This window comes from Arthrobacter sp. LjRoot78 (assembly GCF_964254335.1).
Lineage (GTDB): Bacteria > Actinomycetota > Actinomycetes > Actinomycetales > Micrococcaceae > Arthrobacter.
The window spans coordinates 2,400,697-2,424,590 of sequence record NZ_CAXUTG020000001.1 but is presented as its reverse complement, the minus strand read 5'-3'; the positions used below and the strand labels follow the sequence as shown (position 1 = coordinate 2,424,590).

The 23,894-nt window shown below is 63.9% G+C and carries 27 protein-coding genes; 15 read left to right on the top strand and 12 right to left on the bottom strand.

Annotated features, from left to right (window positions below; genetic code table 11):
- Nucleotides 1-41 precede the first annotated feature (41 nt).
- The 3 genes from leuA to ACSQ1X_RS11230 all read left to right on the top strand — a co-directional run bounded on the left by leuA (nt 42) and on the right by ACSQ1X_RS11230 (nt 3,456).
- Nucleotides 42-1,781 carry a 2-isopropylmalate synthase gene (leuA, locus tag ACSQ1X_RS11240; RefSeq protein WP_436057728.1) on the top strand — a complete coding sequence of 580 codons (1,740 nt, stop codon included), beginning with the start codon at nt 42-44 and terminating at the stop codon, nt 1,779-1,781.
- A 92-nt stretch (nt 1,782-1,873) separates the two neighbouring features.
- Nucleotides 1,874-2,629, top strand: coding sequence for a DNA repair protein RecO (gene recO, locus ACSQ1X_RS11235; RefSeq protein WP_436057727.1), 756 nt, complete (start codon nt 1,874-1,876; stop codon nt 2,627-2,629).
- Nucleotides 2,630-2,631: 2 nt separating this feature from the next.
- Complete coding sequence (locus ACSQ1X_RS11230) at nt 2,632-3,456, top strand: isoprenyl transferase (RefSeq protein ID WP_436057726.1); 825 nt, start codon at nt 2,632-2,634, stop codon at nt 3,454-3,456.
- Here ACSQ1X_RS11230 and ACSQ1X_RS11225 read toward each other — a convergent pair.
- The gene (locus ACSQ1X_RS11225; RefSeq protein ID WP_436057725.1) at nt 3,453-4,538 is read right to left on the bottom strand and encodes an alpha/beta hydrolase; all 1,086 of its coding nucleotides are present in this window, start codon (nt 4,536-4,538) and stop codon (nt 3,453-3,455) included. The genes ACSQ1X_RS11230 and ACSQ1X_RS11225 overlap by 4 nt on opposite strands.
- Nucleotides 4,535-5,542: an alpha/beta hydrolase gene (locus tag ACSQ1X_RS11220; protein WP_436057724.1), complete on the bottom strand. Its 1,008-nt coding sequence runs from the start codon at nt 5,540-5,542 to the stop codon at nt 4,535-4,537. Before ACSQ1X_RS11220 ends, ACSQ1X_RS11225 begins: the two co-directional genes overlap by 4 nt.
- Nucleotides 5,543-5,668: 126 nt before the next feature.
- On the opposite strand from ACSQ1X_RS11220, the gene ACSQ1X_RS11215 reads away from it, so the two are divergent.
- Nucleotides 5,669-6,754: a quinone-dependent dihydroorotate dehydrogenase gene (locus tag ACSQ1X_RS11215; RefSeq protein WP_436057723.1), complete on the top strand. Its 1,086-nt coding sequence runs from the start codon at nt 5,669-5,671 to the stop codon at nt 6,752-6,754.
- Between the two features lie 80 nt (nt 6,755-6,834).
- Here ACSQ1X_RS11215 and ACSQ1X_RS11210 read toward each other — a convergent pair whose 3' ends face one another.
- Nucleotides 6,835-7,434 (bottom strand): DUF3043 domain-containing protein, encoded by a 600-nt coding sequence (locus tag ACSQ1X_RS11210; protein WP_055803156.1) that lies wholly within the window; start codon nt 7,432-7,434, stop codon nt 6,835-6,837.
- Nucleotides 7,435-7,566: 132 nt separating this feature from the next.
- Between ACSQ1X_RS11210 and ACSQ1X_RS11205 the strand changes: the two genes are divergently transcribed.
- From ACSQ1X_RS11205 to ACSQ1X_RS11185, 5 genes are all read left to right on the top strand, one after another.
- A complete protein-coding gene (locus ACSQ1X_RS11205; protein ID WP_436057722.1) occupies nt 7,567-8,997 on the top strand; it encodes a dipeptidase in 1,431 nt (476 codons plus the stop codon).
- Between the two features lie 198 nt (nt 8,998-9,195).
- Nucleotides 9,196-9,585, top strand: coding sequence for a HesB/IscA family protein (locus ACSQ1X_RS11200; protein ID WP_011692062.1), 390 nt, complete (start codon nt 9,196-9,198; stop codon nt 9,583-9,585).
- 186 nt (nt 9,586-9,771) lie between these two features.
- On the top strand, nt 9,772-10,644 hold the full coding sequence (ctaC, locus tag ACSQ1X_RS11195; RefSeq protein ID WP_028269170.1) for an aa3-type cytochrome oxidase subunit II: 873 nt from the start codon (nt 9,772-9,774) through the stop codon (nt 10,642-10,644).
- Nucleotides 10,645-10,654: 10 nt separating this feature from the next.
- Complete coding sequence (gene ctaD / locus ACSQ1X_RS11190) at nt 10,655-12,382, top strand: aa3-type cytochrome oxidase subunit I (RefSeq protein WP_028269171.1); 1,728 nt, start codon at nt 10,655-10,657, stop codon at nt 12,380-12,382.
- On the top strand, nt 12,379-12,780 hold the full coding sequence (locus tag ACSQ1X_RS11185; RefSeq protein WP_055803147.1) for a cytochrome c oxidase subunit 4: 402 nt from the start codon (nt 12,379-12,381) through the stop codon (nt 12,778-12,780). Before ctaD ends, ACSQ1X_RS11185 begins: the two co-directional genes overlap by 4 nt.
- Before the next feature lie 118 nt (nt 12,781-12,898).
- On the opposite strand, the gene ACSQ1X_RS11180 is transcribed toward ACSQ1X_RS11185, so the two are convergent.
- Entirely contained in the window at nt 12,899-13,228 is a 330-nt protein-coding gene (locus tag ACSQ1X_RS11180; RefSeq protein WP_436057721.1) for an HPr family phosphocarrier protein, read from the bottom strand.
- A gap of 124 nt (nt 13,229-13,352) precedes the next feature.
- Here ACSQ1X_RS11180 and ACSQ1X_RS11175 point away from each other — a divergent pair, with 124 nt between their 5' ends.
- Nucleotides 13,353-14,147 carry a GntR family transcriptional regulator gene (locus ACSQ1X_RS11175; RefSeq protein WP_347894505.1) on the top strand — a complete coding sequence of 265 codons (795 nt, stop codon included), beginning with the start codon at nt 13,353-13,355 and terminating at the stop codon, nt 14,145-14,147.
- Nucleotides 14,148-14,236: 89 nt separating this feature from the next.
- On the opposite strand, the gene qcrB is transcribed toward ACSQ1X_RS11175, so the two are convergent.
- From qcrB to ctaE, 4 genes are all read right to left on the bottom strand, one after another.
- Complete coding sequence (qcrB, locus tag ACSQ1X_RS11170) at nt 14,237-15,913, bottom strand: cytochrome bc1 complex cytochrome b subunit (protein ID WP_436057720.1); 1,677 nt, start codon at nt 15,911-15,913, stop codon at nt 14,237-14,239.
- The gene (qcrA, locus tag ACSQ1X_RS11165) at nt 15,891-16,961 is read right to left on the bottom strand and encodes a cytochrome bc1 complex Rieske iron-sulfur subunit (protein WP_028269176.1); all 1,071 of its coding nucleotides are present in this window, start codon (nt 16,959-16,961) and stop codon (nt 15,891-15,893) included. Before qcrA ends, qcrB begins: the two co-directional genes overlap by 23 nt.
- Nucleotides 16,962-17,060: 99 nt before the next feature.
- The gene (gene qcrC / locus ACSQ1X_RS11160; protein ID WP_028269177.1) at nt 17,061-17,849 is read right to left on the bottom strand and encodes a cytochrome bc1 complex diheme cytochrome c subunit; all 789 of its coding nucleotides are present in this window, start codon (nt 17,847-17,849) and stop codon (nt 17,061-17,063) included.
- Nucleotides 17,850-17,935: 86 nt separating this feature from the next.
- Nucleotides 17,936-18,574 carry an aa3-type cytochrome oxidase subunit III gene (ctaE, locus tag ACSQ1X_RS11155; RefSeq protein ID WP_436057719.1) on the bottom strand — a complete coding sequence of 213 codons (639 nt, stop codon included), beginning with the start codon at nt 18,572-18,574 and terminating at the stop codon, nt 17,936-17,938.
- Between the two features lie 148 nt (nt 18,575-18,722).
- Here ctaE and trpD point away from each other — a divergent pair, with 148 nt between their 5' ends.
- The gene (gene trpD / locus ACSQ1X_RS11150) at nt 18,723-19,781 is read left to right on the top strand and encodes an anthranilate phosphoribosyltransferase (protein ID WP_436057718.1); all 1,059 of its coding nucleotides are present in this window, start codon (nt 18,723-18,725) and stop codon (nt 19,779-19,781) included.
- Between the two features lie 13 nt (nt 19,782-19,794).
- Here trpD and ACSQ1X_RS11145 read toward each other — a convergent pair whose 3' ends face one another.
- Both ACSQ1X_RS11145 and ACSQ1X_RS11140 read right to left on the bottom strand, forming a co-directional pair.
- Nucleotides 19,795-20,076: an Lrp/AsnC family transcriptional regulator gene (locus ACSQ1X_RS11145; protein WP_055803137.1), complete on the bottom strand. Its 282-nt coding sequence runs from the start codon at nt 20,074-20,076 to the stop codon at nt 19,795-19,797.
- Nucleotides 20,077-20,158: 82 nt separating this feature from the next.
- On the bottom strand, nt 20,159-20,578 hold the full coding sequence (locus tag ACSQ1X_RS11140) for a DUF3054 domain-containing protein (RefSeq protein WP_436057717.1): 420 nt from the start codon (nt 20,576-20,578) through the stop codon (nt 20,159-20,161).
- Nucleotides 20,579-20,710: 132 nt separating this feature from the next.
- Here ACSQ1X_RS11140 and ACSQ1X_RS11135 point away from each other — a divergent pair, with 132 nt between their 5' ends.
- Entirely contained in the window at nt 20,711-21,079 is a 369-nt protein-coding gene (locus ACSQ1X_RS11135) for a VOC family protein (RefSeq protein ID WP_436057716.1), read from the top strand.
- A gap of 21 nt (nt 21,080-21,100) precedes the next feature.
- Here ACSQ1X_RS11135 and ACSQ1X_RS11130 read toward each other — a convergent pair whose 3' ends face one another.
- Nucleotides 21,101-21,733 carry a LysE family translocator gene (locus ACSQ1X_RS11130; protein ID WP_055803131.1) on the bottom strand — a complete coding sequence of 211 codons (633 nt, stop codon included), beginning with the start codon at nt 21,731-21,733 and terminating at the stop codon, nt 21,101-21,103.
- A 136-nt stretch (nt 21,734-21,869) separates the two neighbouring features.
- Here ACSQ1X_RS11130 and ACSQ1X_RS11125 point away from each other — a divergent pair, with 136 nt between their 5' ends.
- The 3 genes from ACSQ1X_RS11125 to ACSQ1X_RS11115 all read left to right on the top strand — a co-directional run bounded on the left by ACSQ1X_RS11125 (nt 21,870) and on the right by ACSQ1X_RS11115 (nt 23,149).
- Entirely contained in the window at nt 21,870-22,346 is a 477-nt protein-coding gene (locus ACSQ1X_RS11125; RefSeq protein WP_436057715.1) for a VOC family protein, read from the top strand.
- 123 nt (nt 22,347-22,469) lie between these two features.
- The gene (locus tag ACSQ1X_RS11120; RefSeq protein ID WP_055803696.1) at nt 22,470-22,766 is read left to right on the top strand and encodes an antibiotic biosynthesis monooxygenase family protein; all 297 of its coding nucleotides are present in this window, start codon (nt 22,470-22,472) and stop codon (nt 22,764-22,766) included.
- A gap of 44 nt (nt 22,767-22,810) precedes the next feature.
- Nucleotides 22,811-23,149 carry a hypothetical protein gene (locus tag ACSQ1X_RS11115; protein ID WP_436057714.1) on the top strand — a complete coding sequence of 113 codons (339 nt, stop codon included), beginning with the start codon at nt 22,811-22,813 and terminating at the stop codon, nt 23,147-23,149.
- Between the two features lie 121 nt (nt 23,150-23,270).
- Here ACSQ1X_RS11115 and ACSQ1X_RS11110 read toward each other — a convergent pair whose 3' ends face one another.
- The gene (locus ACSQ1X_RS11110) at nt 23,271-23,858 is read right to left on the bottom strand and encodes a hypothetical protein (RefSeq protein WP_436057713.1); all 588 of its coding nucleotides are present in this window, start codon (nt 23,856-23,858) and stop codon (nt 23,271-23,273) included.
- Nucleotides 23,859-23,894 lie beyond the last annotated feature (36 nt).

Genomic DNA, 23,894 nt, shown 5'->3' with positions numbered 1-23,894 from the left:
CCACCTTTCACATAGGAACCACAGAAAAGGCCCAGATAGTAATGCGAAACGCACAAAAGCCCTCAGGAATGCCCGTCCACCGCTACATCCCGTTCCAGGACCAGATCAAAGTTGAACTGCCGGACCGGACCTGGCCGGACAAGGTCATCACCAAGGCCCCGCGCTGGTGCGCCGTGGACCTCAGGGACGGCAACCAGGCCCTGATCGATCCCATGAGCCCAGCCCGCAAGATGAAGATGTTCGACCTGCTGGTCCGCATGGGCTACAAGGAGATCGAGGTCGGCTTTCCGTCCGCCTCGCAGACTGACTTCGACTTCGTGCGCCAGCTGATTGAGGGCAACCACATTCCGGACGACGTCACTATCCAGGTGCTGACGCAGGCACGCGAGCACCTGATCGAGCGGACCTACGAATCCTTGGTCGGCGCCAAGCAGGCCATCGTCCACCTGTACAACTCCACCTCGGTCCTGCAGCGCCGCGTGGTGTTCAACCAGGACGAGGACGGCATCCTGGACATCGCGCTACAGGGCGCGCGCCTGTGCAAGAAGTACGAGGAAACGCTGGCGGACACGCACATCACCTACGAGTACTCGCCCGAATCCTTTACCGGCACGGAACTCGAATACGCCATCCGCGTCTGCAACGCTGTGGCTGATGTCTTCGAGGCCTCGGCTGACCGCCAGGTCATTATCAACCTGCCGGCAACCGTTGAAATGGCCACACCCAATGTCTACGCCGATTCCATCGAGTGGATGAGCCGCAACCTGCACCCCCGCGAGGGCATCATTCTCTCCCTGCACCCGCACAACGACCGCGGCACCGGTGTAGCTGCCGCCGAGCTGGGCTATCTGGCCGGCGCGGACCGGATCGAAGGATGCCTGTTCGGAAACGGCGAGCGGACCGGCAACGTGGACCTCGTCACGCTGGGCCTGAACATGTTCGTCCAGGGCATCGATCCCATGATCGATTTCTCGGACATCGATGACATCCGCCGGACCGTGGAGTACTGCAACCAGCTGCCGGTTGCGGAGCGTTCCCCGTACGGCGGGGACCTGGTCTTCACCGCGTTCTCCGGTTCGCACCAGGATGCCATCAAGAAAGGCTTCGAAGCGCTCGAAAAGGACGCTGCAGCGGCCGGCAAGGATGTGGCCGACTACACCTGGCAGGTTCCGTACCTGCCGGTTGATCCCAAGGACCTCGGGCGCAGCTATGAAGCCGTCATCCGGGTCAACTCGCAGTCCGGCAAGGGCGGCGTGGCCTACCTGCTGAAGAACGAGCACAGCCTGGACCTGCCGCGCCGGGCCCAGATCGAATTTTCCGGCGTCATCCAGAAGCGGACGGACACTGTTGGCGGCGAAGTCAGCGGCTCCCAGCTTTGGCAGATCTTCCAGGACGAGTACCTGCCCTCCAGCAAGGGGGACGGCCAGTGGGGCCGCTATTCGCTGGGTTCGTTCAGCACGGAAACGGACGACGACGGCACCATGACGCTGCATGCGACCGTCACGGTAGACGGCGTCCAGGTTCGCCGCACCGGCACCGGCAACGGCCCCATCGCGGCGTTGCTGGGCATCCTGGGCCAGGACGGCGTGGACGTCCGCGTGCTGGACTACAGCGAGCACGCACTCTCCGAAGGCGGCAATGCCCGTGCGGCCGCGTACGTTGAGTGCACGGTGGGCGATCGGGTGCTGTGGGGTGTCGGCATTGACTCCAACACCACCACGTCCTCGCTGAAGGCGGTCGTCTCCGCCGTCAACCGTGCAATCCGGGACGCACAAGCCTAGACTGACCGTTCGATCCGCTGAGCTGCTGCGCCCCGGAGCAATCCGGTGGCGCAGCAGCCGCGTTAACCAGAAAGTCAGTGCAAAAATTAACCGTGGCCCAACAATCCTCCTTCTCTGCACGCGCATACCGTGATGATGCCGTGGTGCTGCGTACCCACAAGCTGGGTGAAGCGGACCGGATCATCACGCTCCTGACAAAACACCACGGCCAGGTCCGTGCCGTGGCAAAGGGAGTGCGGCGCACCAGCAGCCGCTTCGGCGCCCGCCTGGAACCGTTCATGGTGGCGGACCTGCAGCTGATTTCCGGCCGGACATTGGACATCGTCACGCAGGCGGTGGCCAAGGGCGCCTACGGCGGCAGCATCGCGGCGGACTACGGCCGCTATACCGTGGCGGCGGCCATGACCGAGACGGCCGAAAAGCTGACAGACGTGGACGGCGAAGCCGGAACCGCGCAATACAACCTCCTGGTCGGGGCGCTTGCCTCGCTGAGCCGCGGCGAGCACACGCCGGAACTTATCCTCGACTCGTATCTCCTGCGTGCCCTGGCAACGGGGGGATGGGCGCCCAGCTTCACGGTGTGCGCCCGCTGCGGTGCGCCGGGGCCGCACACCGCTTTTTCAGCGCCGCTGGGCGGCATGGTGTGCGCCAACTGCCGTCCGCCGGGATCTCCCGCGCCCGCGGCCGAGACGGTCTTCCTGCTCGGGGCACTGTTGACAGGGGACTGGGCGACGGCGGATGCCTCCGTTGCGGTCCACCGGCGTGAGGCTGCCGGTTTGGTGGCCAGCTATCTGCAATGGCATCTTGAACGTGTGCTGAAATCACTTAAACATGTGGAGCGTAGCTGACTGTGGCCCTTGGAAAGAAGAAAACTCCCGTCCGGCAGCGGACCGCGCCGGTGACAGCACCATATCCGCATAGCTCCGGTGCCGTTCCGCCGTCGATTCCTGAGGAATTCATCCCGCAGCATGTGGCGATCGTGATGGACGGCAACGGCCGCTGGGCCAACCAGCGCGGGCTGCCGCGGATCGAAGGGCACAAGGCTGGCGAACCTGCACTGTTGGACGTTGTGGCAGGTGCCATTGAACTGGGCATCAAGTACGTCACGGTGTACGCGTTCTCGACGGAGAACTGGCGGCGCTCCCCGGAGGAAGTCCGCTTCCTGATGGGTTTTAACAAGGATGTGCTACGGCGTCAGCGGAATCAGCTGGACGATTGGGGCGTCCGCATCCGCTGGTCGGGGCGCCGGCCCCGGCTCTGGGGTTCGGTGATCCGCGAGCTGGAAGAGGCAGAGGATTACACCCGGGGCAACAGCACGTGCACGTTGACCATGTGTGTTAATTACGGCGGCCGCGCCGAAATCGCCGATGCGGTGACGGCCATCGCCGAAGACGTGGCGGCAGGCAGGCTTAATCCGGGCGCCATCACCGAACGGACCATCCAGAAGTACCTGGACGAACCGGACCTGCCCGACGTCGACCTCTTCCTCCGAAGCTCCGGTGAACAGCGGCTCTCCAACTTCATGCTGTGGCAGTCCGCGTATGCCGAGTTCGTTTTCATGGACACGCTCTGGCCGGACGTCGACCGCCGCACGCTATGGGACGCCGTCGAAGTCTACGCCCGGCGGGACCGGCGGTACGGCGGCGCTGTGGATGCGGCCCCGGCAGGGGCTTAGACGGAATGGGAATGCAGCCAGGACACCAGGTCCCGGTACGCCTCCTGGCGTAGTTCGCGGCGTGAGAGGAAGACGTCGTGGATGGCTCCCGGATAACGGAATACCGCCGTCCGGCGTCCCAGGCCGAGGGCACGGCGGGCTGTCTGTTCCACATCGATCACGGCGTCTGCGGACATCAGCTCCTCAGACCACTCGGCCTGGATTTTGGTGCGGTCAGAAAGCATCACCAGGACCGGCGCAGCAATGTCCAGGCGCCGTTCGACGGCTGCATGTCCGGCCAGGACCGCCCGGGTCCAGCCCGCGCGGATGGGGAACGACGCCGTCGGGCGCCACTGCGGATCCAGGAACCACTCGCCGTGGGCCTGGTCGCTGACGCTCTCCCAGTAGCCTGGCATTTCCGGAAAACGGAACGGCCGCCGCGGATCCGTCCGCGCGATCGGCTCCACCAGGTGCATGGCGATGTTTCGGATCAGGCTGCTGCCCTGGAGCTCCAGCCATGGCGCATTCAGCACAAGGCTCCCCAGCGCGCCCGGATTGCGGTCTGCCCACAGCGCGCCGATCAGCCCGCCCAGTGAATGCGCCAGCATGTGGATGGAAGGTTCCCCGGCCTGGCCGGTGCGCTCGGCCATGTCCGTCCTGATCGCATCCATGGCCGCTGCGATGTCTTCGTCATAGACAGCCAGGTCTGTGGTGTAGCCCGGCGTCTGCCAGCTCCGCAGGCTGCGGCCGAATTTCCGCAGGTCCAGCGCATAGAAGTACAGTCCGTGGGCGCCGACGTATTCAGCAAGTTCGGACTGCAGGAAGTAGTCCGCCCAGCCGTGAAGGTAGATGACGGCGACGGGATGCCCGGGATTGTTACCCGCAGGTGAGTCCGGGAACGGCCAGGCCAGCGTTCGGAAGCCCCTGTACCGCAGCGCCGAAAGAAAGCCGGGCGGTCCGGCCGGCGCGGCAGGCACATGGCGGACCAGCGTGGCACACACCGCGCCTTCGTCGTCGTCGGGCAGCGGCAGTGCCAGGGACTCGAATGCTGCACCGAGTTGGTCGGGCTGCCAACGCGGCGCGACCGGGGCCGCAGCCTTCACTCCTGGCCGCCGTCGTCCAGGACGTATCCCCGGATCCAGCGGCTCAGCCGGGCATACGCGTCAGCCCGGACGTGCGCCGGCGAGAGGAAGACATCGTGGAGGGCGCCGTCAATCCGTTCCAGGGTGACCGTTCGGCCCAGGGCCATGGCCCTGATCGCGATCGTGTTCACATCCAGCACGGCGTCGGACTTTCGCATGGCTTCGGTCCAGAACATGCCGTTCTCGCTGGTTTCGGACAGGAGCACCAGGATGGGGATCTCGATCCGCAGTCCACGGGCCACCCGGGAATGCCCGGCCAGGACTGCACTGAGCCAGCCGGCCCGGACGGGAAAAGCGAGGGGCGGCCGGTACTTGTTGTCCAGGTTCCACTCACCCTCGGCTTCGCTGCTGATACTGCGCCAGTAGAAGCCGCGTTCCGGCAGAGGCAGGACAGCCTCCGGCCGGTACCGTGCCAGCGGTCCCACCATGGACCGGGTGGCGCGTCGAACCAGGGAATTGCCGTGCATTTCCAGCCACGGGCTGTTCAGCACCAGCTGGGCGACAACCCCCGGATGCCGGCTGACCCACAGGGCTGCGATGAGGCCGCCGGTCGAATGGCCCATCAGGGTCACCGGCACCCCGCCGGCCTGTTCCGGCCACAGGGAACCGATGATCCCTATTGCCTTGCTGATCTCGGCGTCGTAGTCGTCGAGGTTCGCCACATAGCCGCCGTGGGTATCGGGCTGCAGGCTCCGCCCGTGGTTGTGCATGTCGAGGGCAAAAAACTCGAAGCCCTTGTCTGTCCAGAACCGGGCGAGCTCCACGTTGAAAAAATAATCGCTCCAGCCGTGCAGGAACAGCAAGGCCCGGCGGGGGAGCGGCCGGCGTCCGGGACGGACGGTCCCTGCTTCGCCCTTGGGCGCGTGCCGGACCAGGGTAGCGGTGCGCTCCACCCCGTCGTCGCCCGTGGCCTCGTAGGAACAGGCTTCGAAGTCGTCCCCCAGAATATCTGTGTGCCACCTCATTTCATTAGCCTAAACAACGCAGGCCACAGCAGCGAGCAGGCCGGGACGCCTGCAGGATCCGTCACACCGCAGGCGTCACGAGCGCGCCGGTTTGGTCTGCGGAGCCTGAACCGGAAAACTGGTGTCATGCGCGTATATCCCACCTTCTTTCGCCTGGCCTTTTCATGGATGGACGCCGAACGCGCCCACAAGATCGGCTTTCGTGCCATCGGGCTGGCCCACAGCTCCGGGGCGGGCAAAGTGCTCGCGAAGTTCACGGCCCCCGCGCCGTCGCTTCAGACCGAGGCCTTCGGCATCACCTTCCCGTCGCCGTTCGGCCTTGCCGCCGGCTTCGATAAGGAGGGACACGGCATTGAAGCGCTGACCGAACTCGGGTTCGGCCACGTGGAAGTCGGAACCATCACCGGCCAGGCCCAGCCCGGCAACGAAAAGCCCCGCCTCTTCCGCCTCATCGAGGACAAAGCCGTCATCAACCGCATGGGATTCAACAACGACGGCGCCGCCGCCGTCGCCCCCCGGCTCAAGTCCGCGAGGGCTGCCTTGCAGCGCCGCCACCCCGGCGTACGTCCGGTCATCGGCGTCAATATTGGCAAGAGCAAGGTGGTGGAGCTCGATGACGCGGTCAGTGACTATCTCACCAGCGCCCGGAGCCTTGCGCCCGCGGCTGATTACCTTGTGGTCAACGTCAGTTCCCCCAACACGCCGGGGCTCCGCCTCCTCCAGAACGTCGAAACCCTCCGCCCGCTGCTCAAAGCCGTGGCCCAGGAAGCGGACAGTGCCGCCGGCAGGCACGTCCCCCTGCTGGTGAAGATCGCACCCGACCTGACGGACGAGGACATCGACGACGTCGCGAGGCTGGCCCTCGATCTCAAGCTGGACGGGATCATCGCCACCAACACCACGATCAGCCGGGAGGGGCTCACCTCCGACCCGGCAAAAATTCAGGAGTGCGGGGCCGGCGGCCTCTCCGGCGCGCCCCTAAAGGCCAGGTCCCTTGAAGTTCTCAAGCGCCTCAAGGAAGCAACCGGCGGTGCCCTTACCCTGGTGTCGGTTGGCGGCGTGGAAACAGCGAAGGACGTCCAGGACCGGCTCGACGCCGGCGCCACCCTGGTCCAGGGTTACACGGCGTTCCTGTATGAGGGGCCGTTCTGGGCCGCCGGCATCAACCGCCAGCTGGCCAAGCACCCCGCCCGCCGCCAGTCCCGCGCGTAGCCGACACTCCGGCTGCAAGCGCCCGGAAACGACAAAACCCCCGGCAGTCCAGACTGCCGGGGGTTTCTTTGTGGCCTGAGTCAGGCGGGGAATTCTCCGCGCTTGACGAGCGGCTTGGGAAGGCGAAGACGGCGGAACTGGAGGGAACGCATGGAGCCGTACCAGACAGTGCCGCGTTCCACCTCGCCAAATTTCTCCGTGAGGCGCTTCCGCAGCTTGCGGGAAAGGATGAAGACGTCAACGAAAACAGCCAGGAACATGACCCAGAAACCACCGAGCACATAAATCATCGCCTCGCTGGTGGAAGGCACCAGCAGGGAGACAATGACGAACACCAGGGCGCCGAACATCAGGTACTCGCCCAGGCTGAAGCGGGCATCCACGTAATCACGCGCGTAGCGCTTCTGCGGGCCCTTGTCCCGAAGGGGCAGGAACTTTTCGTCACCCGTGTCCAGCGCCTGGCGCATCTTGATCCGCTGCTCCTGCACGGCCGCCCGTTCTGCTGCTTTTGAGGCCTTTCGGTCCTCAGGCACCAGGGGACGCTTCCGCGCCGCTTCCTGTGCCTTGCGCTTGGGCGTGGGCGCGCCCTTGCCGAGGGCAGTGTCCCGGGCCAAGGCCTCGGCTGCCTGCTGGTCAACTACGTCCTGCGCCGTCGGCGCTTCCTTTTTACGTCCAAACACCCCTACAGAATACCTTGCACGCGCAGGCGAAAAGTCATGTGTCACAGGGTTCCGGCTACGGCGGAACAGTGGGGACTGGCGGCCGGTTCCGGAGTGTTTCCTGTGGTCACGGACACAGGTAGGGTTTTGGCCATGACTTCATCACCGGCGGGGACCCCGCAAAAAATCAGCGCAGGATTCGACGGGATCGACGTCGATGCCCTGCGCCGGACCGTACACGAGGCGTTCGACACCACTGTTGCACAGCTGAAGGACCTCGTGAGGCTCCCGGGAATCGCCTGGCCGAGCTTTGATCCCGACCCGCTGGACCGCAGCGCGGAGGCCGTCGCGGAGCTGGTGCGCGCCGCGGGAATCGAGGACGTCCGGATCCTGCGTTGCAACAAAGAGGACGGCACGCCGGGCGGACCGGCTGTCGTGGCGCGGCGGGCCGCTGCCGAAGGGAAGCCGACCATCCTGCTCTACGCCCACCACGACGTCCAGCCGACCGGGGACCTGGCGCTGTGGGAGACCGAACCGTTTATCGCCGTCGAGCGCGACGGCCGTCTCTATGGCCGGGGTGCGGCCGATGACAAGGCCGGCATCATGGCCCATATAGCCGCCTACGCCGCTGTCACTGAGGTGTTGGCCGACGAGCTGGGCCTGGGCGTGACGTTCTTCTTCGAGGGCGAAGAGGAAGCCGGTTCGCCCACCTTCCGCACGTTCCTGGAAACCCACCGCGAACTGCTGCGTGCCGATGTCATCGTGGTGGCGGACTCCAGCAACTGGAAGGTAGGCATTCCCGCGCTCACCACCAGCCTGCGCGGACTGGTCGACGGGACCATCGAGGTGCAGGTGCTGGAGCACGCCGTCCACTCCGGGATGTTCGGTGGCGCGGTCCTGGATGCTCCGACGCTGCTCTCCCGGCTGATCGCGACCCTGCACGACGACGACGGGAACGTTGCGGTTAAGGGCCTGGTCAGCAGGGACGACGTTTCCGTCGACCTCACGGAAGCGGAATACCGGGCCGACGCGTCCGTGCTGGACGGGGTCCGCCTCGCCGGCAGCGGGACAATCGCCTCCCGGCTGTGGACCAAGCCTGCTTTGTCGATCATCGGCTTCGACGCTCCCGCCGTGGATGTGGCGTCCAACACGCTGCTCCCGCGGGCGCGCGCCAAGTTCAGCATGCGGCTGGCGCCGGGCCAGGACCCGGCCGATGCCATGGAGGCCGTGCGGAACCATGTTGAATCCAATGCGCCGTTCGGCGCGAAGGTGGTGTTCACGCCGGGGGAGAGCGGTAACTCCTTCCTGACCGACACGGGTTCCACCGCCGCCGGGATGGCGATGTGGGCGCTCGGAGAAGCGTGGGGCGTTCCGGCAGTGGAGATGGGGATCGGCGGTTCGATTCCCTTTATTGCCGACCTGACGGAGGTGTACCCGGACGTGCAGATCCTCGTGACCGGTGTCGAGGACCCCGATTCCAGGGCACACAGTGCCAACGAGTCGCTGCACCTGGAGGACTTCCGGAATGCCGTGGTGGCCGAAGCGCTCCTGCTGGCACGGCTCAACCGTGAGGGTCTTGCCTGACGCCGGCCGCGCAGCAGCGGGGATGTTCCCTGGCGGTTACGGAACCGTCAGGGAACATTCAGGGTATGGCCACGGTTACGTCAGGAGTTAGAGCTACACGCAGGATCGACGTAGCATGTAGCTATAGCCCATACCGTTTCCGTAGGGGCGGGCAACGCGCAAGCCGAGTCGCCACCACCGTCGTAAGAAGGTAGGCCAATGAGCACTACAACCAATGAAAACAGCGCCGCAGCCACAGGCACCGCAAGCGAAGAGTTGCCCACGCACGAGGTCAAGCTGACCGACGTCGCTGCCGGCAAGGTCCGCAGCCTCCTGGAGCAGGAAGGCCGCACCGACCTGCGCCTGCGCGTTGCTGTCCAGCCGGGCGGTTGCTCCGGCCTGATTTACCAGCTCTACTTCGACGAGCGGCTGCTTGACGGAGACGCCGTGCGCGACTACGACGGCGTCGAAGTCGTTGTCGATAAGATGAGCGTCCCGTACCTCAGCGGCGCCAGCATCGACTTCGAGGACACCATCTCGAAGCAGGGCTTCACCATCGATAACCCCAATGCCGGCGGCTCCTGCGCCTGCGGTGATTCTTTCCACTAACCCGGCTCTTTTGCCCCATGACAGCTTGCTCTCGGCACCGGTGGAAACCGGTGCCGACGCACGGTGCCGACATGTGAGCGAAAACCCCCGGGGAGCGGTAAGCTCTACATCGAGTAGTAAAACTTTTAGTGTGCCCGGGGAGCCATCTACGGCCCGGGCAACAGCAACAAGTAGGAAGGGCCGTCTGTGAGTTCGCAGAACCGAACCGGCAGCCGACGCAAACAGATCACTACGATCACTGGCTTGGCACTAGCCGGCGCGTTGGCATTGACTGGATGTTCACCAGAGGTACAGAGAGGCTGGTTGCCCACCGAGCGTGGCACCACCAATCACACTGACCGCATCATGGACCTCTGGGTCAACTCATGGATTGCCGCGTTGGTCGTGGGCATCATTACCTGGGGACTCATGGTCTGGTGCATCGTCGCCTACCGTCGCCGCAAGGGCACCGTCGGGTTCCCGCGCCAGACCAGCTTCAACCTTCCCCTTGAGGTCTTTTACCTGACCATCCCGCTCTTCATGGTGCTGGTGTTCTTCTACTTCACCGACCGCGACCAGCAGGCGATCGATGACCGCTCCAAGCCGGCCGACGTCGTTGTGGACGTCCGCGGCAAGCAGTGGGCCTGGGACTTCAACTACAAGCAGGGCGACGTCGTCACCGAAGACGTGCACGAAGCCGGCGTGCAGGCGCACCTGACCGGCGCTGAAGTGGACAAGGAAAAGCTGCCCACCCTGTACCTCCCCGTCAACAAGTCTGTTGACCTGGAGCTGAACTCCCGCGATGTTATCCACTCTTTCTGGGTTCCCGCCTTCCTGCAGAAGCGTGACATGATCCCCGGCAAGACCAACTACATCAGGTTCACCCCCACCAAAGAGGGCACCTATGACGGCAAGTGTGCCGAACTCTGCGGCGAATACCACTCCGAAATGCTGTTCCGCGTGAAGGTTGTCTCCGAATCGGAGTTCCAGGCCCACATGGACCAGCTGCGCCAGGACGGCAACACCGGCCTGCTCGGCGAAGAGTACGACCGCAACCCGAACCTGAACGAAATTAAGTAAGGGGAGCGACGTGGCTACTTACACTCAATCCGCACCTGTCGGGAGCCTTGGGGCGCCCGTTGTACCGAAGTCCAAGGGACGCATCGTCGTCAACTGGATCACTTCGACCGACCACAAGACCATCGGGTACATGTACCTGATCGCGTCCTTCGTGTTCTTCTGCTTCGGCGGCGTCATGGCCCTGCTGATCCGTGCCGAGCTGTTCGAGCCCGGCATGCAGATCCTGCAGACCAAGGAGCAGTACAACCAGCTGTTCACCATGCACGGCACCGTCATGCTGCTGATGTTTGCGACTCCGCTGTTCGCGGGCTTCGCCAACGTGATCATGCCGCTCCAGATCGGTGCACCCGACGTCGCCTTCCCGCGACTGAACGCACTGGCCTTCTGGTTCTTCCTCTTCGGCTCCACGATCGCCGTCTCCGGCTTCATCACCCCGCAGGGTGCCGCGTCGTTCGGCTGGTTCGCGTACGCGCCGCTCTCCAACACGACCTTCAGCCCCGGCGTCGGCGGTGACCTCTGGGTCTTCGGCCTCGCGCTCTCCGGCTTCGGCACCATCCTCGGTGCGGTCAACTTCATCACCACCATCATCTGCATGCGTGCCCCCGGCATGACCATGTGGCGCATGCCGATCTTCACCTGGAACACCCTGGTGACGGCCATCCTGGTCCTGATGGCGTTCCCGCCGCTGGCCGCTGCCCTGTTCGCACTTGGTGCCGACCGCCGCTTCGGTGCACACATCTTCGACCCCGAGAACGGCGGTGCGGTCCTGTGGCAGCACCTGTTCTGGTTCTTCGGCCACCCCGAGGTGTACATCATTGCGCTGCCGTTCTTCGGCATCGTCTCCGAGATCTTTCCGGTCTTCAGCCGCAAGCCGATCTTCGGCTACAAGGGCCTCGTATACGCAACAATCGCCATCGCGGCGCTGTCCGTCACCGTGTGGGCCCACCACATGTATGTGACCGGCTCGGTGCTCCTGCCGTTCTTCTCGTTCATGACCATGCTGATCGCAGTGCCTACCGGCGTGAAATTCTTCAACTGGATCGGCACGATGTGGCGGGGGTCCATCACCTTCGAAACCCCCATGCTCTGGAGCATCGGCTTCCTGGCAACCTTCCTCTTCGGTGGCCTGACGGGCATCATCCTGGCTTCACCGCCGCTTGACTTCCACGTCTCGGATTCCTACTTCGTGGTGGCGCACTTCCACTACGTGGTGTTCGGCACCGTGGTGTTCGCAATGTTCGCCGGCTTCTACTTCTGGTGGCCGAAATGGACCGGCAAGATGCTCAACGAGCGCCTTGGCAAGATCCACTTCTGGCTCCTGTTCCTCGGCTTCCACGGAACCTTCCTGATCCAGCACTGGCTGGGCGTTGAAGGCATGCCGCGCCGCTACGCGGACTACATGCCGCAGGACAACTTCACCTGGATGAACCAGTTCTCCACCATTTCCTCGTTCGTGCTGGGCGCTTCGCTGATCCCGTTCTTCTGGAACGTTTACATCACCTGGCGCAGCAACGAACGGGTAGAGGTGGACGACCCCTGGGGCTTCGGTGCTTCGCTCGAGTGGGCCACCTCGTGCCCGCCGCCGCGGCACAACTTCACCTCGCTGCCCCGCATCCGCTCGGAGCGTCCTGCCTTGGACCTCCACCACCCGGAGCTCGCACAGTCGCACACCGTTGAGTCACCGGCACCGGCAGCAGCCGTGCTTGGCAACGCAGATCAGAAGGACACCGCCAAGTGAAGATCGAATCATGGATTTTTGGAGCCGGAGTCTTCTTCTTCGTGCCGGTCTCCGTGGTGTACGGATTCCTGACCAACTGGACCGAATGGGTCGGCATCCTTGGCGTACTGCTTGTTGGCGGCCTGGCCGGCATGATCGGTGCCTACCTCGGATTCACCGGCAAGCGCGTGGGAATGCGTCCCGAAGACCGTAACGACGCCGAGATCCACGAAGGCGCCGGCGAGCAGGGCCACTTCAGCCCCTGGAGCTGGTGGCCGCTGGTCCTGGGCCTCTCCTGCGCGGGCGGTTTCCTCGGCCTGGCGATCGGTTTCTGGGTCACGTTCATCGCCGGCGGACTGGCAGTCGTCGCCCTCGTTGGCTGGGTCTACGAATACAGCCGCGGCGACCACGCCCACTAGCAAATACAGGCTGTACTGACAACGACGGCGGCCCCACCACTTGGTGGGGCCGCCGTCGTTTTGTCGTCTTGCCGGGCGGCCGTCCAGGGGCCGCCGACCGAGGGGTCCTGCAGAGCCCTTAGGCGGCCGCGTCAGCCTCCAGCAGCAGCATCAGGCCTTCCAGTGCCGCCTCCGCTGATTCAACGCTGTAGCGGGCGGGGAGCGCATCGGGGTCAATCGACAGTTCCACTTCACAGCCGCAGTGGAAATCGGCCGTCATTACCTCGAGCAGGGACCGCGCGTCGACGGGCGCGATGCCCTCTTTTCCGATCCGGACCGGGAGGCCGGAATCGGTGACGGCCCGGACAAAGACGGCAGCCGGCCGCGCGTGCAGGCCTATTGGTGATTGAACGATCGCCTTGCGCACTGGCAACAGGACTCCTTTGTTCCGACGGGCTTCGTCCGTCATGACTGCATTCCTGAACAAGCGTAGCCGCGGCGGACTGGGTCACCGAAACCGTCGAGGCGGTGGTCTAGACCTGCCCGCCGGGTGCCCTACCCTTAAAGCATGAATGTTGATGTGAAACGTTGCCATGCCGGCCTCTGATGCAAGCAGGATGGTGGGGGAGATCGACCGCACCAGCGGGACGCCCATCTACGTCCAGCTGCGGGAGCTCCTCAGGGCGCACATCGCGGCATCGTGCCCGCCCGGTTCCTCGCTGCCTTCGGAACGCGACCTTGCCGAACGATTCGGCTTGGCCCGGATGACGGTTCGCCAGGCAATTGACGCGTTGGTCGGTGAGGAAGTCATTGAACGGGTCGTGGGCCTCGGGACGTTCGTCCGGAAGCCGAAGCTCGATCTGCAGGTCAAGCTCACGTCCTACAGTGAGGAAATGCAGCGCCGCGGCATGGTGCCCGCGGCGAAAGTGCTGAGCTTCGAACAGATCAGCGCAAGTGCCTTTCTGGCCCGCGAGCTCCAGCTGGACGAGGGGACACCCCTGGTGCGGTTCAGGCGCCTCCTGCTGGCCGACAACGAACCCATGAGCGTGGATGAGAACTTCATTCCCGCGCATCGGGTGCCGGGGCTGCTCGACGGTGAACCTCCGACATCGCTGTACAACGTCCTGAGCGAACGGTTCGGGCTGGTCATGGAGTGGGGAGAGGACATGATCGAGGCCACGGCAGCGTCACCGTCCACGGCAAGGCTGCTCAATGTCGAGGTCGGGTCCCCGCTGCTCAAGATACAGCGGCACGCCTTTGTTGCCCGGTCGATGGTGGACTACTCCGTGTCCTACTACCGGGCAGACCGTTACAAGCTGTGGGTGCCGCTGCAACGACCGGGTGTGCGGCCCACGCGCAACTACGCCTCAGGCTACCGGAACCCCTAGGGAACGCAGAGCCGCGGAACACACAGCCGCGGAACACAGAAAGAGGCCCGGTCCTTGCGGACCGGGCCTCTTTGTACTGCAATCTCGACCTAGTGGCTCAGAGTCTTCTGTGCTTCGGCCGATTCGACTTCGTGCTGACCGTGGTGGCCATGGGCCGCCTCGAGTTCAGCCGGCGAAGCCGGAGCAACCCTGTCTTCGAAGAAGAAGCGGGAGAGCGCTGCACGGCGCTTTTCCTTGCGGGTAACCACACCGTGTTCGTTCGGAACTGCGGGCAGCGGTACCGGAGATTCAAAGCCCACCAGCTTGTAGCGCTTGTAGTCGTCCAGCGGTGCGTGGACCTCGATGAACTCACCGTGCGGCAGGCGCACGATACGGCCGGTTTCGCGGCCGTGCAGGGCGATTTCACGGTCCTTGCGCTGAAGGGCCAGTGCCACCCGCTTGGTCACGATGAAGGCGATGATCGGGCCGATGAAGAACAGCGCCCGCAGCCAGTACGTGACATCGTTCAGGGCCACGTGGAAGTGCGTGGCGATGAGGTCGGAGCTGGCCGCGGCCCACATCACGCAGTAGAACGTGAAGCCGGCCATGCCGATGGCGGTGCGGGTGGGAGCGTTGCGCGGGCGGTCCAGGACGTGGTGCTCGCGGTCGTCCTTGGTGATCCAGCGTTCAATCCACGGGTACATGAACAGTACGGTGAAGACCAGGCCGGCGGGAACCAGCGCCGGGAGAAGTACGTTCAAGGTCAGGACCTGGCCGAAGATGACGTACTCGAAGTGGAAGTCTCCGATCACACCGGGCATGAGGCGCAGGGCGCCGTCAACCCAACCGATGTACCAGTCAGGCTGCGTGCCTGCGGAAACCGGTGAGGGGTCGTACGGGCCGTAGTTCCAGATCGGGTTGATGGTGAAGAACGCCGCCATGAGCGCGACGACACCGAACACGATGAAGAAGAAGCCGCCGGCCTTGGCCGCGTAAACGGGGCCGAGGGGGTAGCCGACGACGTTGCCGTCGTTGCGGCCCGGGCCGGGGTACTGGGTGTGCTTGTGAACAACCACCATGAACAGGTGGATCACGATCATCAGCAGGATCAGGGCCGGAACCAGGAGGATGTGCAGCATGTAGAGACGGCTGATGATGACGGTCCCGGGGAACTCGCCGCCAAAGAGGAAGAACGAGATGTAGGTGCCGATAACGGGGATCGACTTGATGACGCCGTCGATGATTCGCAGGCCGTTACCGGAGAGGAGGTCATCGGGGAGTGAGTAGCCGGTGAAGCCCGCTGCCATGGAGAGGATGAGCAGGACGCCGCCCACCACCCAGTTCAGTTCGCGGGGCTTGCGGAACGCGCCCGTGAAAAAGACGCGCAGCATGTGTACGGATACCGAGGCCACGAACAGCAGCGCTGCCCAGTGGTGCACCTGGCGCATGAACAGACCGCCGCGGACGTCAAAAGAGATATCCAGCGAAGAGCTGTAGGCAACCGACATTTCGACGTTCTTCAGCGGTGTGTATGAACCGTCGTAGTGCGTCTCCGCCATGGACGGATCGAAGAAGAACGTCAGGAATGTGCCGGAGAGCAGCAGGATGACGAAGGAGTACAGGGCAACTTCGCCAAACATGAACGACCAGTGGTCCGGAAAGACCTTGCGGCCGAACTCACGGAGAATACCCGAACCGCCAACGCGCTGGTCAACGAAGTCGGTAATGCGGCCGCCTTTGGTTTTGGCGACGAAGGCGGGGGCATTAGCTGTTGATGTTGCGCTCATGCTCATCACGCTCCCAGTAACTCGGTCCTACGGGTTCTTTGAAGTCGCTCGTAGCGACCAGGTAGCCCTCGGCGTCAACTGCGATGGGCAGCTGGGGGAGAGGCCGGCTTGCCGGGCCAAAGATAACCTTGCATTCCTGGGTCAGGTCGAAGGTTGACTGGTGGCACGGGCACAGCAGGTGGTGGGTCTGCTGCTCGTAAAGAGCAACAGGGCAACCAACATGGGTGCAGATCTTCGAGTAGGCAACGATGCCGTTGTAGCTCCAGTCCTCGCGGCCCGCGGAAGGCTTGAGGGACTCGGGGTTCAGGCGCATAAGCAGGACGACGGCCTTGGCCTTTTCGTTCAGCTTGCCTTCGTGCAGCTCGTTCAGGCCTTCCGGGATCACGTGGAAAGCCGAGCCGATGGTGACGTCAGAGGCCTTGATGGGCGTGCCGTCCGGGTCACGGGTGAGGCGCTTGAGCTTGCCCTCCTGCGGGGCCCACATGGTGTGTGCAAGCTTGTCGTCAGGGCGGGGGCCAAGGTCACCGAAGATGGCCAGTGCGGGCAGCGGAGCCAGCGCCACGGCGCCGAGGAGCGTGTTGCGGATCAGCGGCCGGCGTTTGATGCCGGTTTCTTCGACGATGTCATCAACAATGCGGACTGCCGCCTGGCGGTCGTCCTCGGTGCGGATGGCATGGCGCTCTTCGGAAACTTCATGGTCCGGCATAAGGGCCTTGGCCCAGTGGACAATGCCGGTGCCGATGCCGAGCATGGCAAAGGCGGTGCCAATGCCCAGCAGGGCATTCTGCAGCCGGATGGTGGCGATCGTGGAGTCGGGTCCAAGATCGATGGCGAAGTACGCCACCAGGAAGATCACGGTGCCCACGACTGAGCTGCCGAAGAGGACGGCAACCTGCCGTTCTGCACGCTTTGCGGCCTTCGGGTCCGTGTCAGCCAGGCGCAAACGATGCGGGGGAATTCCAGGATCCTGGAACTTCTCCACCTCATTCTGACCAGCCGTAGCTACGGTGCCCGAGTGGTTCGGACTGCCGTCACTATGGTTGCCCATAATTCGCCTCATCCTTCTCTCGTCCCGGCAGGTGCCGGGTTAGTTTTCAATTCCATACTGCTGACTCGTCAGCAGGAGTTCTTACAGTTGCGGACGCTGCTAGGAGGTCCGGGAGGTCAGCCAGATGGTGAAGGCAATGATGACGCCCAGACCGGCGATCCAGACAAACAGACCTTCGGAAACCGGGCCCAGGGCGCCGAGATCGGCTCCGCCGGGTGAACCGTTGGCTTCGATCTGCTTCAGGAAGGTAATGATGTCGCGCTTGCCTTCAGGGGTGACGTTTGCGTCATTGAAGACCGGCATGTTCTGCGGTCCGGTAACCATGGCTTCGTAGATGTGCTTTTCGGATACATCTGCGAGGGCGGGAGCGAACTTGCCCCGGGTGAGCGCGCCGCCGGCGGCCGCTGCGTTGTGGCACATCGCGCAGTTCACCCGGAAGAGCTCGCCACCTTCTGCAGCATTGCCCTGGGCATCGAGGAGGCCCTCTTCGGGGATGGACGGGCCAGGCCCGAGCGAAGCGACGTAAGCGGACAGCTGGTGGGTCTGTTCGTCGTTGAACTGTGCCGGCTTCTTGTAAGCCTGCGGGCCGTTCATCTGCATGGGCATGCGCCCGGTGCCTACCTGGAAGTCAACGGCGGCAGCACCGACGCCCACAAGTGAGGGTCCGTCCTTGGTTCCGCTCGCACCCATGCCGTGGCACGTGGCGCAGTTTGCGGCGAAGAGCTTCCCGCCTTCTTCAGTGTCGTTCGCACTGAAGCTGGTGGTGGAAGCCTTGGCCTCGTTGACGGTGGTGGCAACGGCGTACAGCCCACCAGTGAGGAGGAGGCCCATCAGCAGCAGCGCTATGGCTGCCAGTGGGTGACGTCGCTTCTGCGAGAGTGCCTTCACGTGGTGGTTCCTTTATTCGATCGTGCGTCGGCTCCGGGAGCCGCTTCTTGAAATTCTGCCTCTTGTAGAAAAAGAGTCAAGTCGGGCTACCTGAGGACGTAGATGACCAGGAAGAGGCCGATCCACACGACGTCGACAAAGTGCCAGTAGTACGAGGTGACGATCGCGGAGGTGGCTTCGAAGTGACCAAACTTCTTGGCGGCGAACGAACGGCCGATGATAAAGAGGAAGGCGATGAGGCCGCCGATGACGTGCAGGCCGTGGAAGCCGGTAGTCATGTAGAAGGCCGAGCCGTATGCATTCGACGAGAGCGACACATGCTCCGAGACGAGCATGGCGTATTCGGTCGCCTGGCCGGCAACGAAGAAGGCACCCATGATGAACGTCAGGGTGAACCATTCGTTCATCCCCCAACGCGTGAATGCAAGGGGGCCGCCGGCGCGGCGCGGCTGGAGCCGCTCAGCGGCGAAGACGCCCATCTGGCAAGTGAAAGAACTTGCCACGAGGACGATCGTGTTTACGAGCGCAAAGGGGAAGTTGAGCTTGGCTGTCTCTTCAGCCCACATCAGTCCGGACGTCGAACGGAGTGTGAAGTACATGGCAAAGAGACCGGCGAAGAACATCAACTCACTGGACAGCCAGACAACGGTTCCTACGGAAACCATATTCGGGCGGTTCAGCGTCGGGTGCGCCGGGGTACTGGGGGCATGGGTCGCAGATGTCACATAGACATTATGTCTGTAAAAGTTCCTCCTGCCCAACGCAAACCGCCTTTTGCCCGGACTTTTTCTACAAAGACGCGAATTCGCGCGGAAAAGTTCCCGGACCGGTTCATATTGGTCATCAGGGCAGCTGCCTCGATAGCATCAGGAGGTGACTTCACAGGCATCTGCACAGGCGGCCGGCAACACCTGGCCCCGGCTCATTTCGGCACTGATCAACGGCACGGACCTGACGGCCGAGAACACGGAATGGGCAATGGACACCATCATGTCCGGCGAAGCCAGTCCGGCGCAGATCGCCGGATTCCTGGTGGCCCTGCGGGCCAAGGGCGAAACGGTGGATGAGATTGCCGGCCTGGTCGAGGCCATGCTGGACCATGCAAACCCCATCGACATCGGCGGCGAGAAACTCGACATCGTGGGCACCGGCGGTGACCAGCTGAACACAGTGAACATTTCCACCATGGCAGCCCTCGTCTGCGCGGGAGCCGGTGCAAAGGTGGTGAAGCACGGCAACCGTGCGTCGTCGTCGTCGTCGGGTTCAGCGGACGTGCTGGAGGCGCTCGGCGTCCGGTTGGACCTTCCGATTGATCGCGTGGCCCGCAACGCCGAAGAAGCCGGCATCACCTTCTGCTTCGCCCAGGTGTTCCATCCGTCTTTCAGGCACACTGCGGTACCCCGCCGCGAACTCGCCATCCCCACGGCGTTCAACTTTTTGGGCCCGCTGACCAACCCGGCGCGGGTCCAGGCCTCGGCGGTTGGCGTCGCCAACGCCCGGATGGCCCCGCTGGTTGCCGGCGTGCTGGCCAAGCGCGGCAGCCGCGGCCTGGTCTTCCGAGGAAGCGACGGTCTGGATGAGATGACTACTACGGGACCGTCCACCGTCTGGGAGATCCGGCACGGCGAAGTCATCGAGCAAACGTTTGATCCGCAGGTTCTGGGTATCCGTCCCGCAACGGTGGAGGAGCTCCGGGGCGGCGACGCCACAGCAAATGCCGCCGTCGTCCGTGATGTATTGCGAGGGGAAGCAGGTCCGGCACGTGATGCTGTTCTGCTGAATGCCGCGGCAGGCCTGGTGGCGTTCGACGTCGATGCCGACGGTCCCCTGGCCGACCGGATGGCGGCGGCACTGAAGCGCGCGGAAGAGTCGATTGACTCAGGTGCCGCAGCAGCCGTACTGGAAAAGTGGGTCGCCCTTACCCAGGGCTAGGGAGGCGACGGGCTTACTGTTCGAAGCCCAGCGCGAAGGCGGCGTCCAGGTCGTGCTGGGAGTAGGCACGGAAGGCGATGTGCGTTGTGGTGTGCACCACCGCGGGAACCTTCGACAGCTTGTCCGCAATGACGTCGGCCAGTTCCTCATGCTTCGCCACCCGCGCGACGGCGATCAGGTCCCATTCCCCGGTTACGGAGTAGACCTCGCTAATGCCCGGAATCGCCGAAATTTCCTCTGCCGTCTCCGGAATGCGGGAGGCGTCTGTCTTGATCAGGACGAATGCGGTGATCACTCTTGACCTTTCGGATAGGTGCGCCCCTGCGGGCACGGCAGGCGTTGCTGTGTGCTGCCAGCCTAGTACATGAGGGGGTGGATCAGCGGAGCAGCCGGCGCCGTTTCAGCCTGCCGGCGGCGGCCGCAATGAGTCGGTACCCCAGGAGGAAAGTGCCCAGGCTCAACAGTGCGACGATGACAAACGGCAGGACCACCGTTTGTCCGGTCACTGCCCGCAGCCCCATCCCCAGGGCCACGGCCCCAAGCCAGACGGCGACGCCCGCGGGCCATACGCGCAACGGCGCCCGCCACACCCGCAGCCCAAGCCACGCTATGGCCGCTCCGGCCAGGAACGGCCAGGCGGTCAGGAGAACCCCGGTGATCACATCCCCGCGATGGTGGGCGTCCCGGCCGATGGCTGCGAACGTCAGGATCAGGGCAGCGTCGGCAAGGGCGGCAAGCAGCACCGCATTCCTGGCGGTGGTGACGCGGACGGGGGCTGGATCAGTACTGGAAGGCATATCTCCAACAGTAGTTCCGGTTTCCCGCTGCTACGACCTGACGTGAGCGCCCGGGGCGGCCGTACACTGTGACCGGGGACCCGTTCCCCGCCGCCTTATTGCGTCACCCGCCAGCTAATCCCGGACGGCAGCATGAGACTTGTCCAGATCGCGCAACATGCCAGCGACCTCCAGCGGGCTGCGGAATTTTATGCCGCACTGCTCGGCGCGGAGCCCCGTGCCGTGTTCGACCCGCCCGGTCTGCTGTTTTTTGACCTTGACGGCGTCCGGCTACTGCTCGAGTCCGGAGCGCCGTCGGCCCTGGTGTACCTGGCGGTCGCCGACGTCAGGGACTCGGTGGCCCGGCTCCGGAGCAGGGGAGTGGAGATCGTCGCTGAACCCGGTGTGATCTTCAGCCACACAGACGACCGTCTGGGCCCGGCAGGGACCGACGAGTGGATGGCCTTCATCCGCGACAGCGAGGGCAACACCGTTGGACTGGTCAGCCAGCTGCCGCACTAGTGGCTAGTTCCGGTGGAAGTATCAGGCTTTGCTGGCCGCGATTTTCGCCGCAAAAGCGACAAGTACGACGCCGGCGATGCGGTCGGTGGCTTTGCCCGCCCCAGGGGACTGCAGCCAGCGCCGGGCATACTGCGTGGCAACAATGATGCCGGCGAACCAGAGCATGCCCTCAACGTTATGGACGAGGGGGAGCAGTATGCCCATGAGCAGGGGCGGCACATCCTGGGGCAGGAACTGCGGGATCATGGCCATGTAGAAGACACCCACTTTCGGATTCAGCAGGCTGGTGGTGACGCCCGTCAGCCAGGCGCTCCTGGCGCCCGGTCCGCCCTGCGGCGATGCCGCCGGCAACGCCGGGCTGCTCCTGAAAGTCCTGATGAACATCGAGACGCCCAGCCATGCCATGTAGCAGGCACCGGCTACCTTCAGCATCGTGAAGGCGGCCTCCGAGGCAGCCAGCAATGCGGACGCGCCGAGGGCGGCAGCCACACCCCAGGCAACGGTGCCGGTGCAGATTCCCGCAGCCGTTGCAAAAGCAGGAGCGCGGCCGTTGCTGATTGCCGTGCGAAGCACCAGGACGGTGTCCAGCCCGGGAATTATGGTCAGCAGGGCAGCGACGAGGGCGAACTGGAGGAGGGCGTCGGCGACGGACATACTCGATGATAACGGGGGGCGGTCCGGCTCGGGCGGGCCATTGTGCCGGCAACCGGGCCCGGCTAGGCTCGCAACGCGACTGAAGCGTCGCCGTCGGGAATCCGTTCCGGCGCTGCCTGCGAGATGAGGGAACACTGTGACCCAAAAGATCACCACCTGCCTGTGGTTTGATACCCAGGCCGAGGAAGCCGCCGACTTTTACGTCTCGGTCTTCGACGGCTCCAAAATCCTCAACGTGGCGCGTTACGGCGAGGGTGGACCGGGCACCGCCGGCCAGGCCATGACGGTGGAGTTCGAAATCGAGGGCCGGAAGTTCCTTGCGCTCAACGGGGGACCGGCGTTCACGTTCAACGAAGCTGTTTCCTTCGTGATCGACTGCTCCTCGCAGGAAGAAGTGGACCGCTACTGGTCGGCGCTGACCGCAGGTGGCACCGAAAGCCAGTGCGGCTGGCTCAAGGACAGATTCGGAGTGTCGTGGCAGGTGGTGCCGTCCGTCCTGGGGCAACTGTTGGGAGGCCCTGATCCTGACGGTGCGCAGCGGGCCATGCAGGCGATGCTGGGTATGCGGAAGCTTGAGATCGCCGAACTTCAGGCCGCTTACGACGGGGCCTGAACGAACCCGGCCCCGGGCCCGGGACAGGGGAGTGGACCACATGCCATCCGGCCCTACCCGGCCAGGGACTGCCGGACGATAATCGGGAATACTTACCCCGGCACCTGAATGGAGGCATTCGCGATGTCTGTTTACACGCTCGGAATCTGGCTGGTGAAGCCCGGCAGGGAGAATGATTTTGTGCAGGCCTGGCGGGACCTCGCCAGAAAGACACAAGAGGATTTCCCCGGGGCAAAAGCCATCCTGATGCACGACCGCGATGTTCCCAACAGGTTTATCAGCACGGGCCCGTGGGAGTCGCTCGAACAGGTTGAAGTGTGGCGCGCCTCGGACGTCTTCACACAAGGATATGAGGCCATGCGAGGGTTGCTGGAACACTTTGAACCGCACACCCTGGATGAGGCCGCGAGCATCGGTTGAGAGCGGGAGGGAATCCTGCTCAACGTCAACGGAGGGGGACCGCGATGACGGAAACGAAGGGCGATGCTGCAAAACCTTCGACGCCAGGCGAGGGCGGTGCGACGGAAACGCGCCGCGCTCCGGCATGGAAGGTCAAGTACGGCTGGAGCGAGGACCCTGACGAAGTGGTCCACATTGTCTGTTGCCGGGATCTGGACTGGCGGCGGGCAATGTGCGGCTATGAGGAACCGGAGATGACGATCGCCCGTGATCCGCAGATCCTGTGCTCGATGTGCATGGAAGTCTTTGGGCGGGCGCTCGGACCGGGGCCATGTCCCATCGATGATCAACCGTGCCCTGACGACGAGGAAATAGACCGGATAGTCGACGAACGCACATCCTGATCCCGCAGATCCTGATCCCGCGGGGGATGCCCAAATTCCGAACTACTGGCACCCCTGCGTATCGAGTTGGTGCGTATTCGCCTCGGAACAGGCGCTCATTATTGGGTGTAGCTGCGATTCGTTAGCGTCCGGCCGCGCCTTGCTCGAGTGCTCGAAGAGCTCCGGGAAGTGCGTAGACACTGTTGATGAAGCCGAGCTGAATATTGAGATCTGGCCGAACCGTGCCTTGCTCAAGGCCCCAGACTTTCGTTCCCTTGCGTCGTATCCAGCCGGTCGTCCGGTTGACCCAGCGTTCATAATCCGTCGATATTGCTGCCATTGCGTCGGCCTGCGATCCGAGCTGGCTGACGCCTATGACTTCACTGCCGATTTCGGCGGGGACCCAGAGAAGCACTGGGGAGGCATTCGGGTCCACCAGAGCTTCGTCGTGGGCAGGGTGTAACCGGTCCCAATTGAGCCTGTTGAAGACGCCGGCTTTCGTCGGCTGATCCATCACGCCGTCACCCTGGCGGATCGGCACCGGTGGGCCGAGGTCCCGATTGACTACCATCACCTGCGGGGTGGCGAGGGCGGCCTCACGGCTGAGGGCATCCAGGGGATTTCGAACAACTGGCCACGGATGCAAAGTGACTTTGTCCGGTTCTCCCAAGTAGTCGAGTAGCGTCGCTTGGTCCTCAAGGGTCCCAAAGTAGAAGGCGGCAGTTACCATGCTTGGAAGTCTCGCACGAGCTCGCGTAATGGCGCC